This window comes from Pseudomonas sp. AC136 (genome assembly GCF_979258585.1).
In genome coordinates, this window is sequence record NZ_OZ409865.1 from 1,944,609 (window position 1) to 1,963,958 (window position 19,350).

Below are 19,350 nucleotides of genomic sequence, written 5' to 3' on the forward strand. Positions count from 1 at the left end.
GGCCGGCGGCTGAGTCCGTTGAACGCCTTACCTTACGGGAACAGGCGCATTCAGGTCGAGGGTAAAAATGGCGCTCGGCGCCGCTCGCCTACTAGCGATCAAGTGCGACTTGCTAGCGATAGTGCAAAAAGACGTTGTCGCGCCCGAACTGGTCACGCAATGTTTGAATCAATCCATCGGCCGGGTCGATCCGCCAGCCTTCACCGAACTGCAACAGCGCCTTGGCTTCGCTGCCGGTGTAGTCGAGCGTGATCGGGCAACCGCCACGGTGACGCTTACACAGCTCCGCCAACCAGCGTAGGCGATCACCTTTCAAGGCATCGCTTTTCACCCGTACGCGCAGGCTTTCGGCCAGGCCCGTACGCGCATCTTCCAGGCTCATCACGCGCTTGGCCCGCAGGCGCAAGCCGCCGGAAAAGTCGTCGTTGCTCACCTCGCCTTCCACCACCACCAACGCATCGGTTTGCAGCAAGGCCTGCGCCGAGTTGAAGGCCTCGGCAAACAGCGAGGCCTCGATGCGCCCGGAGCGGTCGTCGAGGGTGATAAAGCCCATCTTGTCGCCCTTCTTGTTCTTCATCACCCGCAGGTTAACGATCAAGCCCGCAATGGTCTGACTGTCGCGAGCGGGTTTCAGATCAATGATTCGTTGACGGGCGAAGCGGCGGATTTCACCTTCGTATTCGTCAATCGGGTGACCAGTCAGGTACAGGCCGAGGGTTTCTTTCTCGCCGCGCAGACGCTCTTTGAGCGACAGTTCTTTGGCCTTCTTGTGCTTGGCATACACGTCGGCATCGGTGTCGGCGAACACGCCGCCAAACAGGTCGGCGTGGCCGCTGTCATGGCTGCGGGCAGTCTGCTCGGCGGCTTGAATCGCTTCTTCCATCGACGCCAGCAGCACCGCGCGATTGCGGTCGATGTTGGCTTGGTAGGCTTTGATTTCGTCGTGAAAATACGGACCCAGACGATCCAACGCGCCGCTGCGAATGAGCGCATCAGTGGTGCGTTTGTTGATGCGTTTGAGGTCGACACGGGCGCAGAAGTCGAACAGGTCTTTGAACGGACCGGCCTGACGCGATTCAACAATCGCCTCCACCGGACCCTCGCCCACGCCTTTAATGGCGCCCAGACCGTACACGATGCGGCCGTCGTCGTTCACGGTGAATTTGAATTCCGAGGTGTTCACATCCGGCGCATCGAGGCGCAGCTTCATGCTGCGGCATTCCTCGATCAACGTAACCACCTTGTCGGTGTTGTGCATATCCGCCGACAACACCGCCGCCATGAACGGCGACGGGTAATGCGCTTTCAGCCACGCGGTCTGGTACGAAACCAGACCGTAGGCCGCAGAGTGGGATTTGTTGAAGCCGTAACCGGCGAACTTTTCCACCAGGTCGAAAATGTTGCCGGCAAGGTCCGCGTCGATATTGTTGTTCGCGCACCCTTCAATAAAGCCGCCGCGCTGTTTGGCCATTTCCTCAGGTTTTTTCTTACCCATGGCGCGGCGCAGCATGTCTGCCTCGCCGAGGGTATAACCGGCCATGACCTGGGCGATCTGCATCACCTGTTCCTGGTACAGGATGATGCCGTAGGTCGGCGCCAGCACCGGGCGCAAGCCGTCGTATTGATAGTCCGGATGCGGATACGCCAATTCGGCGCGGCCGTGCTTACGGTTAATAAAGTCATCCACCATGCCGGACTGCAACGGGCCCGGGCGGAACAGGGCCACCAGTGCGATGAGGTCTTCCAGGCAGTCGGGCTTGAGCTTTTTGATCAGCTCTTTCATGCCGCGCGATTCAAGCTGGAACACGGCGGTGGTTTCCGCCTTTTGCAGCAAGGCGTAGGTCGGCTTGTCGTCCAGCGGAATGAAGTCGATGTTCAGCGGTTCCAGGCCAGCCTTGGCCTGTTCGCGGTTAATGGTTTTCAGCGCCCAGTCGATGATGGTCAGGGTGCGCAAGCCAAGGAAGTCGAACTTCACCAGGCCGGCGGCTTCCACGTCGTCTTTGTCGAACTGGGTAACCAGACCACCGCCTTCGTCATCGCAATAAATAGCGGCGAAGTCGGTGAGCTTGGTCGGCGCAATTACCACACCACCGGCGTGTTTACCGACGTTACGGGTGACGCCTTCGAGCTTTTTGGCCATCTCCCAGATTTCTGCCGCTTCCTCATCAATCTTGAGGAAATCGCGCAGTGCTTCTTCTTGCTCGTAGGCTTTTTCCAAGGTCATGCCGACCTCGAACGGAATCATCTTCGACAGACGATCAGCCAAGCCATACGACTTGCCCTGCACCCGCGCCACGTCGCGCACCACCGCCTTTGCGGCCATGGTACCGAAGGTGATGATCTGGCTAACCGCGTTGCGCCCATAAGCCTGGGCCACGTATTCGATTACGCGGTCGCGACCGTCCATGCAGAAGTCGATGTCGAAGTCGGGCATCGATACCCGTTCCGGATTCAGGAAGCGTTCGAACAGCAGGTCGTACTGCAGCGGGTCCAGGTCGGTGATCTTTTGCACATAGGCCACCAGCGAACCAGCACCTGACCCCCGACCCGGGCCGACCGGGATGCCGTTGCGTTTGGCCCACTGGATAAAGTCCATCACGATCAGGAAGTAACCGGGGAAGCCCATCTGGATGATGATATCCAGCTCGAAATTCAGCCGATCGATGTAAACCTGACGCTTCTCTTCGTAGTTGGGCGTGGTCTCTTTAGGCCACAGCACAGCCAGGCGTTCTTCCAGGCCCTCGAACGAAATCTTGCGAAAGAACTCGTCCATGGTCATGCCATCCGGCACGGGGAAGTTCGGCAGGAAGCTTTTGCCCAGCAGAATTTCGATGTTGCAGCGCTTAGCGATTTCGACGGTGTTTTCCAGCGCCTCGGGAATGTCGCTGAACAGTTCCCACATTTCTTCCGGCGATTTCAGGTACTGCTGATCGCTGTAAGTGCGCGCACGACGAGGGTCGTCGAGGGCGCGGCCTTCACCGATGCAGACGCGGGTTTCGTGGGCTTCGAAGTCGCCCTGCTTGATGAAGCGCACGTCGTTGGTGGCCACCAGCATCGCGTCGCAGCGACCGGCCAGGTCGACGGCCAGGTGCAAATATTCTTCGTCGTTAGTACGGCTGGTGCGTTGCAGCTCGAGGTAGAAGCGATCCGGGAACACGTCCTGCCATTCGCGCAGGCTGGCTTCGGCTTCCTGGGTGTTGCCGGCGAGCAAACTGAGGCCGATCTCGCCCTCTTTCGCACCGGACAAGGCGATCAGTCCTTCCGAGGCTTCTTTCACCCACTCGCGCTCAATGATCACTTCGCCATTGCGCTGGCCTTCGGTGAAACCGCGCGAGATCAATTCGGTGAGGTTGCGGTAACCCTTGGCGTTCATCACCAGCAGGGTCATGCGGCTCAGCGGGCCGTCTTCGTCTTTGCTGGCGAGCATCAGGTCGGCGCCGCAAATCGGCTTGATGCCGGCGCCCATGGCCGCTTTGTAAAACTTCACCAGCGAGCACAGGTTGCGTTGATCGGTCACTGCCACGGCCGGCATACCGGCGCTGGCGGCCGCCTTGACCAACGGTTTGACCCGTACCAGACCATCGACCAAGGAGAACTCGGTATGCAAACGCAGGTGAACAAAAGTGGCCGGCATGCTGATCCTATAAAGCGCAAAAACGACAAGGCCCGGATTGTACCGGGCCTTGGCGCAAACATCAGCTTGCGGTTGTTAAAGCTTGATTAGCGCTGCCGCTTCAACCAGCACGCGCACCGGCGCGAACGAGCGCCGATGAATCGGCGTCGGGCCCAGGCGCTGCAAGGCTTCCAGATGCACCGGCGTGGGATAGCCCTTGTGCGTGGCCATGCCATAGCCGGGGTAGATCAGGTCGAGCGCCTGCATCTCCCGGTCGCGACTGACCTTGGCCAGAATGGACGCGGCAGCAATGGCCGGCACCTGAGCGTCGCCCTGAATCACCGGGGCGCTGGGCACCTTTAGTTTCGGGCAACGGTTGCCGTCAATCAGTGCCAGACGCGGGGTCACGCTCAGGCCTTCGACGGCGCGTTGCATCGCCAACATGGTGGCGTGCAAAATATTCAATTCGTCGATTTCTTCCACTTCAGCGCGGGCGATGCACCAGGCCAAGGCTTTTTCCTTGATCTCATCGAAGAGCAGTTCGCGCTTGGCTTCGGTGAGTTTCTTTGAATCGTTGAGCCCGAGAATCGGGCGCGTCGGGTCGAGGATCACAGCCGCCGTCACCACCGCGCCGCACAACGGCCCGCGACCGACTTCATCGACGCCGGCAACCAGCTCTTCAACCAAGGTGAAATCCAGGCCCATTTGCATCAACGTGCTCCCGCCAATTCCAGCACCGCTTTGGCAGCCTCGGTGGAGGCGTCGCGGCGCAAGGTGCGGTGAATCTGATCGAAGCCTTCGGTTTGCGCTTCGCCGCCACTCAACAGCGGCGCCAGGGTATTAGCCAGGGCGTCTGGCGTGGCGTCATCTTGCAGCAACTCGGGCACAAGCAGACGCCCGGCCAACAGGTTGGGCAGCGACACGTACGGGCTTTTCAGCATGCGCTTGAGAATGCGGTAGGTCATCGGCGCCACGCGGTACGCCACCACCATCGGCCGCTTGTACAGCAGCGCTTCCAGGGTCGCGGTGCCAGAGGCAATCAGCACCGCGTCGCAGGCCGCCAAGGCGGTGTGGGACTGGCCGTCGAGCAGGGTCACGGGAATATCGTGGCCCGCCAGTTGCGCTTCGATTTGCGTGCGTCGCTCGGGGCTGGCGCACGGCAACACAAAGCGCACGCCGGGGCGCAGGGCGCGCAACCGCACCGCCGCATCGAGGAACAGGCCGCCAAGACGCGACACTTCCCCACCGCGGCTGCCCGGCATCAGCGCCACGACCGGCGCGTCATCTGGAAGATTCAGCTCAGCGCGCGCAGCGGCTCGGTCGGCTGCCAACGGAATGGCATCCGCCAGCGTGTGGCCAACGAAACGGACCGGCACCTGGTGCTCGTCGTAAAACTTTGCCTCGAACGGGAACAGCGTCAGCATCAGATCGCAGGCTTCGCGAATTTTCAGCACGCGTTTTTGCCGCCATGCCCAGACAGACGGGCTGACGTAATGCACGGTCTTGATGCCGGCACGGCGCAGTTTGAGTTCGAGGTCGAGGTTGAAATCTGGCGCGTCGATGCCGATGAACACATCGGGTTTGGCTGCAATAAAGGTTTGCACCAGACGTTTACGCCGCGACAGCAATTCCCGCAGACGACCCAGCACTTCCACCAGGCCCATGACCGACAAACGTTCCATCGGGAAATACGAGCTCAGGCCCTGGGCCTGCATGCGCGGGCCGCCAACGCCAATGAACTCGACTTGAGGATGTTGCGCCTTGAGTGCCTGCATCAGGCCGGCGCCCAGAATATCGCCAGAAGCCTCACCGGCAACGATGGCGATGCGCACTGGACCCGCCATGATCAGCGAGTGATGCCGCGAGAGGAGGCTTTGATGGAGTCGATAAACACGGCGACTTCCGGGTATTGAGCAGCCGAATCGGCGAGATCAGCGAGCGCCTTGTCGACCGTCAGCCCCTGGCGATACACCACTTTATAAGCGCGGCGCAGCGCCTGGATTGCCTCTTCGCTGAAACCGCGACGGCGCATGCCTTCAAAGTTCATGCTGCGCGCTTCGGCCGGGTTACCGAATACGGTGACGTAGGCCGGCACGTCTTTGCCAATCGCGGTGCCCATGCCGGAAAAGCTGTGGGCGCCGATGTGGCAGAACTGATGTACCAGGGTGAAACCGGACAGAATCGCCCAGTCGTCCACATGCACGTGACCGGCCAGGGCGGTGTTGTTGACCAGAATGCAGTGGTTGCCGATGACGCTGTCGTGACCGATATGGGCATACGCCATGATCAGGTTGTGATCGCCGATGGTGGTTTCGGCGCGGTCTTGAATGGTGCCACGGTGAATGGTCACGCCTTCGCGGATCACGTTGTGGTCACCGATGACCAGGCGAGTGTCTTCACCTTTGTACTTCAGGTCCGGCGTGTCTTCGCCCACGGACGAAAACTGGTAAATGCGGTTGTGCCTACCAATGCGCGTCGGCCCTTTGAGAATCACGTGGGGCCCGATTACCGTGCCCGCACCGATTTCTACACCTGGCCCAACAATCGACCAAGGACCGACTTCGACGTCGTCGGCCAGTTTGGCAGTCGAATCGATGATCGCTCGAGGGTCAATCAAACTCATAGTTTGCGTTCCGCACAGATGATTTCTGCCGAGCAGACTTCCTTGCCATCAACGCTTGCGCGGCATTCGAATTTCCAGATGCTGCGCTTGCTGCTGATGAAACGGGCTTCAAGAATCAGCTGGTCGCCCGGGGTCACGGGCTGACGAAAACGCAGCTTATCGGAGCCTACGAAGTAGTAAAGCGTGCCATCGGCAGGTTTCACGTCGAGCATTTTGAAACCAAGGATGCCGGCGGCTTGGGCCATGGCTTCAATGATCAGCACGCCCGGCATGATCGGGTGCTCAGGGAAGTGGCCGTTGAAGAAAGGCTCGTTGATGCTGACATTCTTGTAGGCGCGAATGGTCTTGGTGTCTGCCACATCCAAGTCGACCACACGGTCTACCAGCAGGAACGGGTAGCGGTGCGGCAAGTATTCGCGGATCTGGTTAATGTCCATCATGTTCGGAAAAGCCTGTAAGAGAGGAAGGGGACTGACGAATGCTGTCAGTCACGCATCAGATGAAGCATCGTCGGCCGGGGTCACGGCGGCCAGACGCTTTTCTAGCTGCTGCAGGCGACGGGCCATGTCATCCAGGTTGCGGAAACGGGCAGCGCTTTTGCGCCAGTCCGCAGCCGTTTGCATGGCGGTGCCGGAAGAATACGAACCGGGTTCGGTAATGGAACGGGTAACCATGGTCATACCGGTGACGAACACGCCATCACAAATCTCGATATGCCCGACCAACCCAACGCCGCCGGCAAGCATACAGTGCTTACCGATTTTGGTGCTGCCGGAAATACCCACGCAGGCGGCCATGGCGGTGTGATCACCGACCTGGACGTTGTGGGCGATCATGATCTGGTTATCCAGCTTCACGCCGTTACCAATAATGGTGTCGGCCAGCGCGCCGCGGTCGATGGTGGTGTTGGAGCCAACTTCCACATCGTCGCCCAGCGTGACGCCGCCAATTTGCGCGATTTTCTGCCACACGCCTTTTTCGTTAGCAAAGCCAAAGCCTTCGCCGCCGATAACAGCGCCCGACTGAATGACCACGCGCTTACCAATGTGCACGTCGTGGTACAGCGTCACTCGGGGAGCAAGCCAACCGCCCTCGCCGATCACCGTGCGCGCACCGATAAAGCACTGAGCGCCGACGGTAACGCCTGGGCCGATCTGCGCGCCGCTTTCGACGACCGCGTACGCGCCAATGCTGGCGGTCGCGTCGATTACCGCATCGTCAGCCACTACCGCCGTGGCATGCACGCCGGCAGCCGCGCGCGGCTTGCGATCAAACAGATGGGAGAGTTCGGCATACGCCAGGTACGGGTTGGCTACGATAAGCGCCGCGCCAGCAAAGCCTTCGGCATCGGCAGCCGTCAGCAGCACCGCGCCGGCTTTGGTGTCGGCGAGGTATTTGCGGTATTGGGGGTTGGCGAGAAAACTCAGCTGGTCCGGGCCTGCCTCATGCAAGGTAGCCAGGCCTGTGATGCGAGTGTCCTCGGCGCCGCGCAACGTGGCGCCGAGGCGCTCGGCCAATTGGCCGAGGGAGAAAACCAAAGCTGTCATGATTAACGCGACTGGTTCATGCGCTCGATGACTTGGCGGGTGATGTCGTACTGAGGTTTGACATCAATCACCGCACCGCGCTCCAGCACCAGATCGAAGGCGCCATTTTTGATGACGTCTTCAACGGCCTTGTCCAGAGTTGGCTTCAGCTTTTTCAGCATTTCACGGTCAGCAGCAGCTTTGGCTTCGTTCAGCTCTTTGGACTGGAACTGGAAGTCGCGGGCCTTTTGCTTGAATTCAAGCTCCAGACGCTCGCGCTCGCCTTGCTGCATTTTCTCGCCTTCTTTAACCAGACGATCCTGAATGCTTTTGGCGCTGGTTTCCAAAGACTTCAGCTTGGTCAGCTGAGGGCCGAACTTCTTCTCGGCATCAACGGCGTACTTCTTCGCCGCGTCCGATTCCAGCAGCGCCTGCTGATAGTTCAGCACCGCAATTTTCATGTCGGCGAAAGCCGGACCTGCCAGAACGGCAGCACTTAACAACACCAACTGAATCAACTTGCGCACGATGTACTCCTGCAAAACTGTTGTGTGATCAGGTAATTAGAAAGTCTGACCGAGAGAGAACTGGAACACTTGTGTATCTGCATCGTCCGGCTTCTTGATTGGCATGGCCAAGCTGAAGCTGAGCGGACCCAGCGCAGTAATCCAGGTCACGCCAACACCCACGGAGCTGGCCAGACTGCTCAGGTCGAGATCGCAACCGCTGTCACCACGATTTTTCTGCGTGGAGCTGCAGTTGGTGTCGAACACATTACCCACATCCCAGAACAACGAGGTACGCAGGGAACGCTGGTCTTTCACGAAAGGCAGCGGGAACAGGTATTCCGCGCCACCCTGGATCAACACGTTACCGCCGAACGGCAGCGGATCTTGGTCCGGGTCGGTGTAGCGACCGTATTTGTCGCGACCGCCGCCAGCCACGAAGCTCGGCGTACTGCGCGGGCCGAGACTGCTGTCTTCGAAACCGCGAACCGAGTTGAAACCACCGGCGTAGTAGTTCTCGTAGAACGGCAGGCCGGAGGTGGAGCCGTAGCCGTCGCCATAACCGAGCTCGGTATGGAAACGCATGGTGGTGTTGGTGGTCAGCGGCGCGAAGATCTGTGCGCGGTAGTCCAACTTGAAGAAGGACAAGTCGCTGCCTGGGATGGTGCTTTCCAGCACCAGACTTTGCGAGTGACCACGGTTGGCCAACACGCCACGGTTCAGGGTGGATTCGGACCAGCCGACGGAGCCTTTGAAGTTCAGGAAGTTATCCCCTTCCTGATCGAGGAAGTTGATGATTTCGTCAACGGTGTAGTCACCGGTTTTGATCTCATCTTCCTGCACGGTCAAACCAAAGGTCAGGCGCGCGGTTTCGCTGATCGGGTAGCCAATGCTCACGCCACCACCAAAGCTGTCCACGGCGTAGCTGGATACGTCGGTATCGAGTTCATCGTAGTCAGTGGTGCGGTAGAAGGCGTTGTAGCCCAGGCTCACACCGTCGACGGTCCAGTAGGGGTCAACGAAGCCGAAGTTGTAGCGGGTTTGGTATTCGCTGCGGGTCAAACCAATGCTGACCTTGTTACCGGTACCCAGGAAGTTGTTCTGGCTGATCGAACCACCAAGGATCAGACCGGCGTTCTGGGCGAAACCGACGCTGGCGGTGATCGAGCCGGAGGCTTGCTCTTCCACGCTGTAGTTCACGTCAACCTGGTCGTCGGTGCCCGGCACTTGCGGCGTTTCGACGTTCACTTCTTTAAAGAAGCCCAGACGTTCAAGACGGGTTTTCGATTGGTCGATCAGATAAGTAGAAGCCCAACCACCTTCCATCTGACGCATTTCACGACGCAGCACTTCGTCTTCGGACTTGGTGTTGCCGCGGAAGTTGATGCGGTTTACGTAAGCGCGCTTGCCAGGGTTAACGGCAAAGGTGATCGATACGGTGTGGTCATCATCGTGAGCTTCGGGTACGCCGTTAACGTTGGCGAAGGTGTAACCCTCGTTACCCAGGCGGCGGGTGATCAGCTCGGAGGTGGTGGTCATCAGCTTGCGCGAGAACACCTGACCTTTCTTCACCAGCAACAGCGCTTTGACTTCGTCCTCAGGCACTTTGAGGTCACCGCTGAGCTTCACTTCACGAACGCTGTACTTCTGGCCTTCATCAACGTTGACGGTGATGTAGACGTGCTTCTTGTCCGGGGTGATGGATACCTGCGTGGAGGAGATATCCATATTGATGTAGCCGCGGTCCAGGTAGTAGGAGCGCAGACGCTCCAAGTCACCGGAAAGCTTTTCACGGGCGTACTTGTCGTCGTTCTTGAAGAACGACAGCCAGTTGGTCGTTTTCAACTCGAACAGATCAACCAGGTCTTCATCCGGGAACACGGTGTTACCCACCACGTTAATGTGCTGGATGGCCGCCACGGTGCCTTCGTTGATGTTGATCTTCAGCGCGACGCGGTTGCGCGGCTGGGGAATAACTTCGGCTTCAATCTCGGCCGAGTAGCGGCCCTGAGCCACGTACTGACGCTGCAGTTCGTTACGCACGCCTTCGAGGGTAGCGCGCTGGAAAATTTCGCCTTCAGACAGTCCGGACTGGTTCAGACCTTTAAGGAGGTCTTCACTGGTGATGGCCTTGTTACCTTCGATTTCGATGCTGGAAATCGACGGGCGCTCAACCACGGTGATGACCAGCACGTTGCCGTCACGACCCAACTGAATGTCTTGGAAAAAACCGGTTTTGAACAGCGAGCGGGTGGCTTCGACCAGTTGGCGGTCGTCAGCGGTTTCACCTACGTTCAGGGGCAAGGCGCCGAACACGCTGCCGGCGGAAACCCGCTGCAGGCCGTTGACGCGGATATCGGAGATGGTGAAGGACTCGGCGTGAACTTCGGCGATCATCAGTGCGAAGAGCACCACAGGTAGCAGCAGCAGACGTTTCATGAAGTCCTTTCTTATTCCAACTGACGATAAAAAATCTGCCGCGATTGCGGCACTTTTTGTAATTCGGTGAACGGTGTTTCGCTGAAACTCAGAACCGGCTCAAGTCGTTAACCAGCGCCAGCAGCATCACGCCAACCACCAGACTGATGCCGATCTGCATCCCCCACCCCTGCACTCGCTCTGACACTGGACGACCACGCACCCATTCAATCAGATAGAAAAGCAGGTGCCCCCCATCAAGCACGGGAATCGGCAACAGATTGAGAACCCCCAGACTAATGCTCAGGTAAGCCAGGAAATTCAGAAAATCCCCTAGGCCGGACTGGGCCGAAGCGCCCGCCACTTTAGCAATGGTTATCGGCCCGCTCAAGTTTTTTACCGAGAGCTGGCCAAAGAGCATTTTCTTCAGCGAATCAAGGGTCAAGAGGCTCATCGTCCAGGTGCGATTAAGCGCCTGGGACACAGATTCCAGCGGACCAAAGCTGACTTCGCGCAGCATATCGGCCGGCCATTCACCGCCCTGCACACCTGCGCCGAGATAGCCTGATTGCGCCTTGTCGTTGCCTTTGGACGCCAGTGTAACGGGCACTTCCAGGGATTGGCCGTCGCGCTGAATAGCCAGCACCACGCGCTGACCGGCACGCGGACGAACACCGTCGACCAATTGCTGCCAGTCGCTCAACGCCGCGCCATCAAGGCTCAGCAGCCGATCACCGACTTTCAGGCCGGCAGCTTGCGCCGGGCCATCGGGATCAAGGGTGGCCAATACCGGCTCAAGCACCGGGCGCCATGGGCGGATACCTAAGGATGAAATCGGGTCCGGCTCATCCGCGCCTTTTAGCCAGTCTTGCAACTGAACCTGATAAGCCGTCTCCGTGGTCGAATCCGGCTCACGTACCTGAACGGAAATCTGCCCGGTCTCGCCCAGTCGACGCACCAATTGCAGACCAATCGCACTCCAACCGCTCGTACGTTCGCCATCAACCGCGAGAATTTCCTGACCGCTTTTCAGACCCGCCTGAGCCGCCAGGCTCTGCGGCTCGACGGCACCGATCACCGGACGAACCTGCTGGCTGCCCATCATGGCCAGAATCCAGAAGAAGAAGATGGCCAGCAGGAAGTTAGCGATCGGACCGGCAGACACAATGGCGATGCGCTGCAGTACCGGCTTGCGGTTGAACGTATAGGGAAGATCTTCAGGAGCAATGACGGCGTCGGTTTCGCGCTCATCAAGCATTTTCACGTAGCCGCCCAGCGGGATGGCGGCCACAACAAATTCGGTGCCGTGACGGTCATGCCAGCGCACCAGGGGCGTGCCGAAGCCCACGGAGAAGCGCAGCACTTTCACACCACAGCGGCGAGCGACCCAGAAATGGCCGAACTCGTGGAAGGTGACCAGCACGCCCAGGGCGACCAAAAGGCCGCAAACCATATACAGCATGTTCATTTACATCCTCCGGGCTTACCGCCCGTGGTGACTCAACCAATGCTCAGCTTGGACGCGCGCACTGGCGTCGGCCGCCAGTACGGCGTCGAGACTGTCTACCGGCACCGCCGGCTGAGCATTCAAGACCGCGTCAATCATACTCGCGATCTCTGGGAAACAAATGCGCCGCTCGAGGAACGCCGCCACCGCCACTTCGTTTGCCGCGTTCAATACAGCGGGCGCCGTTCCGCCGGCTTCGGCAGCCTGGCGCGCCAGGCGCAAACAAGGGAAGCGCTGCTCGTCGGGCGGCAGGAAATCCAGACGGGCGATGGCGAACAGATCCAGTGGCAATACACCAGAGTCGATGCGCTCAGGCCAGGCCAAGGCGTGACTGATGGGTGTGCGCATATCAGGATTGCCCAACTGCGCCAACACCGAGCCATCGACATAATCGACCAGCGAGTGAATAACGCTTTGCGGGTGGATCACCACCTCGACCTTCGAGGGCGGTGCGTCGAACAGCCAGCACGCTTCAATCAGCTCAAGGCCTTTGTTCATCATGCTGGCGGAGTCGACGGAAATTTTCCGGCCCATGGACCAGTTCGGGTGAGCGCAGGCTTGCTCAGGGGTCACGTGCTGAAGATCACCCAACGGCGTCTGACGGAACGGACCACCCGAAGCGGTCAATAGAATTCTGCGCACGCCTACGTTATTGAGACCGCGCGCGTAGTCAGTGGGCAGGCATTGGAAGATCGCGTTGTGCTCGCTGTCGATCGGCAGCAACACGGCGCCGTTTTTGCGCACCGCTTGCATAAACAGCGCACCGGACATGACCAGCGCTTCTTTATTGGCGAGCAATACTTTCTTGCCCGCTTCGACTGCCGCCAGCGTCGGCTTCAAACCCGCCGCACCGACGATGGCCGCCATAACTGCATCAACCTCGGGGTGCGCCGCCACTTCACAAAGGCCGCCCTCCCCTTCCAGCACCTGAGTGGCCAGACCTGCAGCCTGCAGCGCTGAGCGCAGGCCGTTGGCGGCGAGTGCATCGGCGACCACGGCGTAGCGCGGGCGATGGAGCAGGCACAACGCTTCAAGCTCAGCCAGACGGGAGAAACCGCTCAGGGCAAACACTTGATAACGCTGCGGGTGACGAGCAATGACGTCGAGCGTACTCAGGCCGATGGAGCCGGTAGCTCCCAGCACGGTGATCTGTTGCGGTTGAGTCACAGCGAACCCCAGCCAGCGCCCCAGAGCAATACGGCAAACATCGGGATGGCGGCGGTCAGGCTGTCGATGCGGTCGAGCACACCGCCATGGCCGGGCAGCAAGTTGCTGCTGTCTTTAAGACCGGCCTGGCGCTTGAACATGCTTTCGGTTAGATCGCCCACCACCGACACCATCACCACCAGCGCCACACCGGCCAAGCCCAGAGCGAACTCACCGGCGCTCCAGCCGCGGTAAACGCCCACGCCGATAGCGATCAGCAGGCAGGTCAGCAAGCCGCCGAATACGCCTTCCCAGCTTTTGCCGGGGCTGACTTTGGGCGCCAGCTTGCGTTTGCCAAAGGCGCGACCGGAAAAGTACGCACCAATGTCAGCGCCCCACACCAGCACCATCACCGCAAAGATCAGCCAGTTAGCCAGCGGCCACTGCTTGATCAGCACCAGGCCTTGCCAGGCCGGCAGCAGAATCAACAAGCCAATCACCAGCTTGATGGGCGTAGAGGTCCAGTAGCGGCTGCTTTCCGGGAAGTTGATAACCAGAAACGTCGCCGCCACCCACCAGACAATGCCCAGCAACAGCAACACTGGGGCCAGAGCAGGAATGTGATAAAGCCCGAACAGCAACACCGCCACAACGGCCGCATACCCCACACGGGCGGCCTGCGCGTTGAAGCCAGCCAGACGCGCCCATTCCCAGGCACCTAGCGTTACCACCGCACCGATGAACAAGGCGAATGCCGCGCCACTGAGGAGGAAAAATCCACCCAGGGCGATCGGCGCCAGAATCAGGGCGGTGATGATTCGTTGCTTCAACATTGTGCGCGAGCCTCCGCTGCCACCTGCTCGCTGGTCTTACCAAAGCGACGCTGGCGGGTAGCGTAATCGGCCAGCGCTTTGCGCATGGCGTCGTGTTTGAAGTCCGGCCAGAACAGGTCGGAGAAATACAGCTCGGAATAAGCAAGCTGCCAGAGCAGGAAGTTACTGATGCGGTGTTCGCCCCCGGTGCGAATGCACAGGTCGGGCAGCGGCTGGTCACCGGTTGCCAGCAAACCCTGAAGCAAACGCGGAGTGATGTCTTCGGGACGAAGATGCCCGGCTTGCACCTGGTGCGCCAACTGTTGAGCGGCCTGAGCGATGTCCCACTGGCCGCCATAGTTGGCCGCCACTTGCAGAACAAATCGATCATTGCCGGCAGTTAACGCCTCGGCTTCGCGCATTGCGCTTTGCAATTCAGGATGGAAGCGCGAACGGTCGCCAATGATGCGCAAGCTGATGCCGTTGGCATTCAGCCGTCTGGCCTCGCGGCGCAAGGCCGATAGAAACAACTCCATCAAAGCGCCCACTTCATCTGCCGGCCGATCCCAGTTCTCACTGGAAAAGGCAAACAGGGTGAGCACTTCAACGCCTTCCTCGGCGCACACTTCAATGACTGCACGCACCGCATCAACGCCGGCCTTGTGCCCGGCAACACCAGGCAGCAGGCGCTTCTTGGCCCAGCGGTTATTGCCATCCATGATGATTGCCACATGTCGTGGCACGCCCGGCGAGCCGGCCTTTACGGTCTTTTCCATGACGAAACCGGCCGTCAAACGGCCATCAAATCCGCTTCTTTCTGCTTAACGGCTACTTCGATCTCGGCGACGAACTTGTCCGTCAGCTTTTGAATGTCGTCAGCCGCGCGGCGCTCTTCGTCTTCGCTGATTTCTTTCTCTTTCACCAAATCTTTCAGTTGGCTCAGCGCATCACGACGGATGTTACGCACGGCTACGCGGCCATCTTCAGCGGCGTCACGGGCTTGCTTGGTGAAACCGCGACGGGTTTCTTCGGTCAGCGCCGGCATGGTTACCAGCAACAGCTCGCCCAAGTTGGTTGGATTCAAGCCCAGGCCCGAGCTCTGGATGGCCTTGTCGACAGCCGAGAGCATGTTGCGCTCGAAGGCGACGATTTGCAGGGTACGGGAGTCTTTAACGGTCACGTTGGCGACCTGGTTCAGCGGGGTGTCGGCGCCGTAATAAGGCACCATCACGCCGCCGAGCACGCTTGGGTGCGCCTGGCCGGTGCGGATGCGACTGAAAGCGTGGACAAGCGATTCCAGGCTTTTCTGCATGCGTTCTTGGGCATCTTTCTTGATTTCGTTGATCATTGCTCGCCTTCCTCGATCAGGGTTCCTTCCGCGCCGCCCACTACTACGTTAAGCAGTGCGCCGGGCTTGTTCATATTGAAGACCCGAAGCGGCATCTTGTGATCGCGACACAGACAGATGGCCGTCAGGTCCATCACGCCGAGTTTGCGATCAAGCACTTCGTCGTAGGTCAACTTGTCGAACTTTTCTGCGTTCGGGTCTTTGAATGGATCGGCCGTATAAACGCCGTCCACCTTGGTCGCTTTCAACACCACGTCGGCATCGATTTCGATGGCGCGCAGGCACGCTGCGGAGTCGGTGGTGAAGAACGGGTTACCGGTGCCCGCAGCGAAAATCACTACGTCGCCGGAATTCAAATGACGGATGCCTTTGCGGCGGTCGTAATGGTCGGTCACGCCAACCATGGAAATCGCCGACATCACGATAGCGGGGATATTCGAGCGTTCCAGCGCATCGCGCATGGCCAGGGCGTTCATCACCGTGGCCAGCATACCCATGTGGTCGCCGGTGACGCGGTCCATGCCGGCAGCGCTCAATGCCGCGCCGCGGAACAGGTTACCGCCACCAATCACCAGGCCTACCTGAACACCGATACCGACCAGTTGGCCGATTTCAAGGGCCATACGGTCGAGCACCTTGGGGTCGATACCGAAATCTTCGGATCCCATCAAGGCTTCGCCGCTAAGTTTGAGCAGAATGCGTTTGTAGCGAGGTTGGCGACCACTCACCTGCTGAGCCATGCGTGTCTCTCCTGCGGCGTTTGAATTCTGAACAGGCTATATGCCCGCATTGATCGAGCGCTTGGACAGCGCCCATGGCAATTGGTGCAGCACAGTGCACCAATACCGCTTACACATGCAATTGTCGGCCCCACTTCGACAAAGAGGCTGCGCGCGTGAGCGGGCAGCCTCTTCGGGGCGACAGGTTGAAACCCGTCTTACTGCTTGCTGGCAGCCAGTTGAGCCGCTACTTCGTCAGCGAAGTTCGATTCAACTTTCTCGATGCCTTCGCCTACGCCGTAACGTACGAAGGAAACGATTTCAGCGCCGGCTTTCTTGGCCAGAGCACCAACGGTGACTTCTGGATCCTTAACGAAAGCCTGTTCTACCAAGCTGGCTTCAGCCAGGAACTTGGAGATACGGCCGGCAACCATCTTCTCAACGATCTCGGCTGGCTTGCCTTTGATCTTGTCTTCGTTGAGGGACATGAAAACGCCCTTCTCACGCTCGATGGCTTCAGCGGAAACTTCCGACGGAAGCAGGAACTCAGGGTTGCTGGCGGCAACGTGCATCGCGATGTCGCGAGCCAGTTCCGGAGTACCGCCTTTCAGCGAAACGATCACACCAATTTTGTTGCCGTGAACGTAAGCACCCAGCACGTCGCCTTCAACAGCGGTCAGACGGCGAATGTTGACGTTCTCACCAACCTTGGCCACCAGCTCAACGCGGGCAGTTTCGCGAGCAGCGATCAGCGGCTCAACGGTGGTCAGGTTTTCGGCCAGGGCCTGGTCGATGCTGTCAGCAACGAATTTTTTGAAGTCGTCTTGCAGAGCCAGGAAGTCGGTCTGCGAGTTCACTTCCATGATCACGGCGCGCTTGTTGTCAGCCGCAACTTTAACCGCGATGGCGCCTTCGGCGGCCACGTTACCGGCTTTCTTGGCAGCCTTGATGGCGCCCGAAGCACGCATATCGTCGATGGCTTTCTCGATGTCGCCGCCAGCCTTGGTCAAGGCCTTTTTGCAATCCATCATGCCTTCGCCAGTACGCTCACGCAGTTCTTTAACCAGCGCTGCAGTAATCTCTGCCATTTCGAAATCCTCTTGGATAAGTCCCACCCGGCGAGCCGGATGATGATCAATTCTAAGGTGGCAAAAAGGGGGCCTAGCCCCCTTTTTGCTAACCGAGAGACGCTAGACGCGGTCTACTCAGCCTTCAGCTTGTTCAGCAGCGGCCGGGGCTTCGACGAATTCGTCGGTGCCGCCGTTGGCGTTGCTGCGGCCACGTACTACTGCGTCGGCCATTGCACCCATGTACAGCTGGATGGCGCGGATGGCGTCATCGTTACCTGGGATGATGAAATCAACACCTTCCGGGCTGCTGTTGGTATCGACTACGCCGATAACCGGGATACCGAGCTTGTTAGCTTCGGTGATAGCGATGCGCTCGTGATCAACGTCGATTACGAACAGGGCATCAGGCAGGCCGCCCATGTCCTTGATACCACCCAGGCTGCGGTCCAGTTTTTCCAGATCGCGAGTGCGCATCAGCGCTTCTTTCTTGGTCAGCTTGGTGAAAGTGCCGTCTTGCGACTGAACTTCCAGATCACGCAGACGCTTGATCGACTGACGGATGGTTTTGTAGTTGGTCAGCATGCCGCCCAACCAGCGGTGATCGACGTACGGCGAACCGCAACGTGCTGCTTCTTCAGCAACGATCTTGCCAGCGGAACGCTTGGTGCCGACGAACAGAATTTTGTTTTTGCCCGAAGCCAGTTTCTCAACGAACGACAGCGCGTCGTTGAACATTGGCAGGGTTTTTTCGAGGTTAATGATGTGGATCTTGTTGCGCGCGCCGAAAATGTACTTGCCCATTTTCGGGTTCCAGTAACGGGTCTGGTGGCCGAAGTGCACACCGGCCTTCAGCATATCGCGCATATTGACTTGGGACATGATAGTTCCTTGATAAGTCGGGTTAGGCCTCCACGTATCCCAATGACCAACCTTCAGCAATTAACTGCGAGCAATTAACTGAAAGGCACCCAGGCCATCGTGTCGATACGTGTGTGGGGTTTAGGCTTTCGGACTGCTGCCCTGAAAGCGGCGCACTTTATAGCACAGGAGGCGCTGGAACGGAACCCAAAAAGTTGCTCGAAACGCCGCAACCGCTTCAGCCCCAGCGCCCTATTACTATAAGGAAAGCCGGCAATGCCCGTAGGGCTCACCCCTAAAGTGGCTAGATCGCCCTTTCCCAATGCTAGAATCGCGGTTTCCGTATTTTTGCCAGGCGCCAACGGGCGCTGAGAGAGTGTGTGTATGACCGTCACTATCAAGACGCCCGAAGAAATTGAAAAAATGCGCATCGCCGGCCGTCTGGCCAGTGAAGTGCTGGAAATGATCGGCGAATACGTCAAGCCCGGTGTCACCACCGACGAGCTCGACCGCATCTGCCACGACTACATTGTCAACGTTCAACAGGCCATTCCCGCCCCGCTGAACTACAAGGGCTACCCGAAATCCATCTGCACCTCGATCAACCACGTGGTCTGCCACGGCATCCCGAACGAGAAGCCGCTCAAAGATGGCGACGTACTGAACATCGACATCACCGTGATCAAAGATGGCTACCACGGTGACACCAGCAAAATGTTCCACGTGGGCAATGTCCCAGAATGGGCGGTGCGCCTGTCCAAGATCACCCAGGAATGCATGTACAAAGGCATCGAGTTGGTTAAGCCCGGCGCGCGCCTGGGCGATATCGGCGAGGTCATTCAGAAGCACGCCGAGAAAAACGGTTTCTCCGTGGTGCGCGAATACTGCGGTCACGGCATCGGCAAGGTGTTCCACGAAGAGCCGCAAGTGCTGCACTACGGCCGCGCGGGCACAGGCATGGAATTGAAAGAAGGCATGACCTTCACCATCGAACCGATGATCAACCAGGGCCGTGCCGAAACCCGCCTGCTGGGCGACGGCTGGACCGCGATCACCAAGGACCGCAAGCTCTCGGCGCAGTGGGAACACACCATTTTGGTGACGCCCACCGGCTACGAAATCTTCACCCTGCGCTCGGACGACACCATTGCCCGCACGTCGGCCTGAAGGCTCGCTGCTCTGACGCCCGCACCCTATAGATAGA

17 protein-coding genes are annotated in these 19,350 nt (G+C 59.0%); 1 reads left to right on the plus strand and 16 read right to left on the minus strand.

The annotated features are described in order from the left end of the window. Positions 1 to 112 precede the first annotated feature (112 nt). The 16 genes from dnaE to rpsB form a co-directional block, all read right to left on the minus strand. On the minus strand, positions 113 to 3,634 hold the full coding sequence (gene dnaE, locus ACZZZU_RS08770; protein ID WP_463550369.1) for a DNA polymerase III subunit alpha: 3,522 nt from the start codon (positions 3,632 to 3,634) through the stop codon (positions 113 to 115). A 75-nt stretch (positions 3,635 to 3,709) separates the two neighbouring features. Then, positions 3,710 to 4,324 carry a ribonuclease HII gene (gene rnhB, locus ACZZZU_RS08775; protein WP_122494071.1) on the minus strand — a complete coding sequence of 205 codons (615 nt, stop codon included), beginning with the start codon at positions 4,322 to 4,324 and terminating at the stop codon, positions 3,710 to 3,712. Then, positions 4,324 to 5,457, minus strand: a complete 1,134-nt coding sequence (gene lpxB, locus ACZZZU_RS08780; protein ID WP_463550370.1) for a lipid-A-disaccharide synthase — start codon at positions 5,455 to 5,457, stop codon at positions 4,324 to 4,326. The genes rnhB and lpxB overlap by 1 nt, the downstream gene beginning before the upstream one ends. A 2-nt stretch (positions 5,458 to 5,459) precedes the next feature. After that, positions 5,460 to 6,236 carry an acyl-ACP--UDP-N-acetylglucosamine O-acyltransferase gene (lpxA, locus tag ACZZZU_RS08785; RefSeq protein ID WP_463550371.1) on the minus strand — a complete coding sequence of 259 codons (777 nt, stop codon included), beginning with the start codon at positions 6,234 to 6,236 and terminating at the stop codon, positions 5,460 to 5,462. Then, complete coding sequence (gene fabZ, locus ACZZZU_RS08790; RefSeq protein ID WP_122452607.1) at positions 6,233 to 6,676, minus strand: 3-hydroxyacyl-ACP dehydratase FabZ; 444 nt, start codon at positions 6,674 to 6,676, stop codon at positions 6,233 to 6,235. The genes lpxA and fabZ overlap by 4 nt, the downstream gene beginning before the upstream one ends. Before the next feature lie 48 nt (positions 6,677 to 6,724). Continuing rightward, the gene (lpxD, locus tag ACZZZU_RS08795) at positions 6,725 to 7,783 is read right to left on the minus strand and encodes a UDP-3-O-(3-hydroxymyristoyl)glucosamine N-acyltransferase (RefSeq protein WP_463550372.1); all 1,059 of its coding nucleotides are present in this window, start codon (positions 7,781 to 7,783) and stop codon (positions 6,725 to 6,727) included. Between the two features lie 2 nt (positions 7,784 to 7,785). Continuing rightward, on the minus strand, positions 7,786 to 8,289 hold the full coding sequence (locus ACZZZU_RS08800) for an OmpH/Skp family outer membrane protein (RefSeq protein ID WP_122494075.1): 504 nt from the start codon (positions 8,287 to 8,289) through the stop codon (positions 7,786 to 7,788). 36 nt (positions 8,290 to 8,325) lie between these two features. Beyond that, entirely contained in the window at positions 8,326 to 10,707 is a 2,382-nt protein-coding gene (gene bamA, locus ACZZZU_RS08805) for an outer membrane protein assembly factor BamA (protein WP_463550373.1), read from the minus strand. A gap of 88 nt (positions 10,708 to 10,795) precedes the next feature. Then, positions 10,796 to 12,154 (minus strand): sigma E protease regulator RseP, encoded by a 1,359-nt coding sequence (gene rseP / locus ACZZZU_RS08810; protein ID WP_463550374.1) that lies wholly within the window; start codon positions 12,152 to 12,154, stop codon positions 10,796 to 10,798. Positions 12,155 to 12,169: 15 nt separating this feature from the next. After that, a complete protein-coding gene (gene ispC, locus ACZZZU_RS08815; protein WP_463550375.1) occupies positions 12,170 to 13,360 on the minus strand; it encodes a 1-deoxy-D-xylulose-5-phosphate reductoisomerase in 1,191 nt (396 codons plus the stop codon). Continuing rightward, positions 13,357 to 14,172 (minus strand): phosphatidate cytidylyltransferase, encoded by an 816-nt coding sequence (locus ACZZZU_RS08820; protein ID WP_463550376.1) that lies wholly within the window; start codon positions 14,170 to 14,172, stop codon positions 13,357 to 13,359. Before ACZZZU_RS08820 ends, ispC begins: the two co-directional genes overlap by 4 nt. Further along, positions 14,166 to 14,927 (minus strand): polyprenyl diphosphate synthase, encoded by a 762-nt coding sequence (gene uppS, locus ACZZZU_RS08825; protein WP_122494751.1) that lies wholly within the window; start codon positions 14,925 to 14,927, stop codon positions 14,166 to 14,168. The genes ACZZZU_RS08820 and uppS overlap by 7 nt, the downstream gene beginning before the upstream one ends. Positions 14,928 to 14,941: 14 nt before the next feature. After that, entirely contained in the window at positions 14,942 to 15,499 is a 558-nt protein-coding gene (gene frr, locus ACZZZU_RS08830; protein WP_122494080.1) for a ribosome recycling factor, read from the minus strand. Continuing rightward, entirely contained in the window at positions 15,496 to 16,239 is a 744-nt protein-coding gene (gene pyrH, locus ACZZZU_RS08835) for a UMP kinase (RefSeq protein ID WP_122452598.1), read from the minus strand. Before pyrH ends, frr begins: the two co-directional genes overlap by 4 nt. Before the next feature lie 197 nt (positions 16,240 to 16,436). Then, complete coding sequence (gene tsf, locus ACZZZU_RS08840; protein WP_122452597.1) at positions 16,437 to 17,306, minus strand: translation elongation factor Ts; 870 nt, start codon at positions 17,304 to 17,306, stop codon at positions 16,437 to 16,439. A gap of 117 nt (positions 17,307 to 17,423) precedes the next feature. Beyond that, positions 17,424 to 18,167 (minus strand): 30S ribosomal protein S2, encoded by a 744-nt coding sequence (gene rpsB / locus ACZZZU_RS08845; protein WP_122494081.1) that lies wholly within the window; start codon positions 18,165 to 18,167, stop codon positions 17,424 to 17,426. A 363-nt stretch (positions 18,168 to 18,530) separates the two neighbouring features. On the opposite strand from rpsB, the gene map reads away from it, so the two are divergent. After that, complete coding sequence (map, locus tag ACZZZU_RS08850) at positions 18,531 to 19,313, plus strand: type I methionyl aminopeptidase (RefSeq protein WP_122494082.1); 783 nt, start codon at positions 18,531 to 18,533, stop codon at positions 19,311 to 19,313. The last annotated feature ends 37 nt before the right edge of the window (positions 19,314 to 19,350 follow it).

Bases quoted from the DNA above. Each gene is read 5' to 3' on its own strand.
- lpxB (WP_463550370.1), bottom strand. From the start codon at position 5,457: ATGGCGGGTCCAGTGCGCATCGCCATCGTTGCCGGTGAGGCTTCTGGC.
- ACZZZU_RS08820 (WP_463550376.1), bottom strand. From the start codon at position 14,172: ATGTTGAAGCAACGAATCATCACCGCCCTGATTCTGGCGCCGATCGCC.
- frr (WP_122494080.1), bottom strand. From the start codon at position 15,499: ATGATCAACGAAATCAAGAAAGATGCCCAAGAACGCATGCAGAAAAGC.
- lpxD (WP_463550372.1), bottom strand. From the start codon at position 7,783: ATGACAGCTTTGGTTTTCTCCCTCGGCCAATTGGCCGAGCGCCTCGGC.
- map (WP_122494082.1), top strand. From the start codon at position 18,531: ATGACCGTCACTATCAAGACGCCCGAAGAAATTGAAAAAATGCGCATC.
- uppS (WP_122494751.1), bottom strand. From the start codon at position 14,927: ATGGAAAAGACCGTAAAGGCCGGCTCGCCGGGCGTGCCACGACATGTG.
- rnhB (WP_122494071.1), bottom strand. From the start codon at position 4,324: ATGCAAATGGGCCTGGATTTCACCTTGGTTGAAGAGCTGGTTGCCGGC.
- tsf (WP_122452597.1), bottom strand. From the start codon at position 17,306: ATGGCAGAGATTACTGCAGCGCTGGTTAAAGAACTGCGTGAGCGTACT.
- dnaE (WP_463550369.1), bottom strand. From the start codon at position 3,634: ATGCCGGCCACTTTTGTTCACCTGCGTTTGCATACCGAGTTCTCCTTG.
- bamA (WP_463550373.1), bottom strand. From the start codon at position 10,707: ATGAAACGTCTGCTGCTGCTACCTGTGGTGCTCTTCGCACTGATGATC.
- lpxA (WP_463550371.1), bottom strand. From the start codon at position 6,236: ATGAGTTTGATTGACCCTCGAGCGATCATCGATTCGACTGCCAAACTG.
- rpsB (WP_122494081.1), bottom strand. From the start codon at position 18,167: ATGTCCCAAGTCAATATGCGCGATATGCTGAAGGCCGGTGTGCACTTC.
- fabZ (WP_122452607.1), bottom strand. From the start codon at position 6,676: ATGATGGACATTAACCAGATCCGCGAATACTTGCCGCACCGCTACCCG.
- rseP (WP_463550374.1), bottom strand. From the start codon at position 12,154: ATGAACATGCTGTATATGGTTTGCGGCCTTTTGGTCGCCCTGGGCGTG.
- pyrH (WP_122452598.1), bottom strand. From the start codon at position 16,239: ATGGCTCAGCAGGTGAGTGGTCGCCAACCTCGCTACAAACGCATTCTG.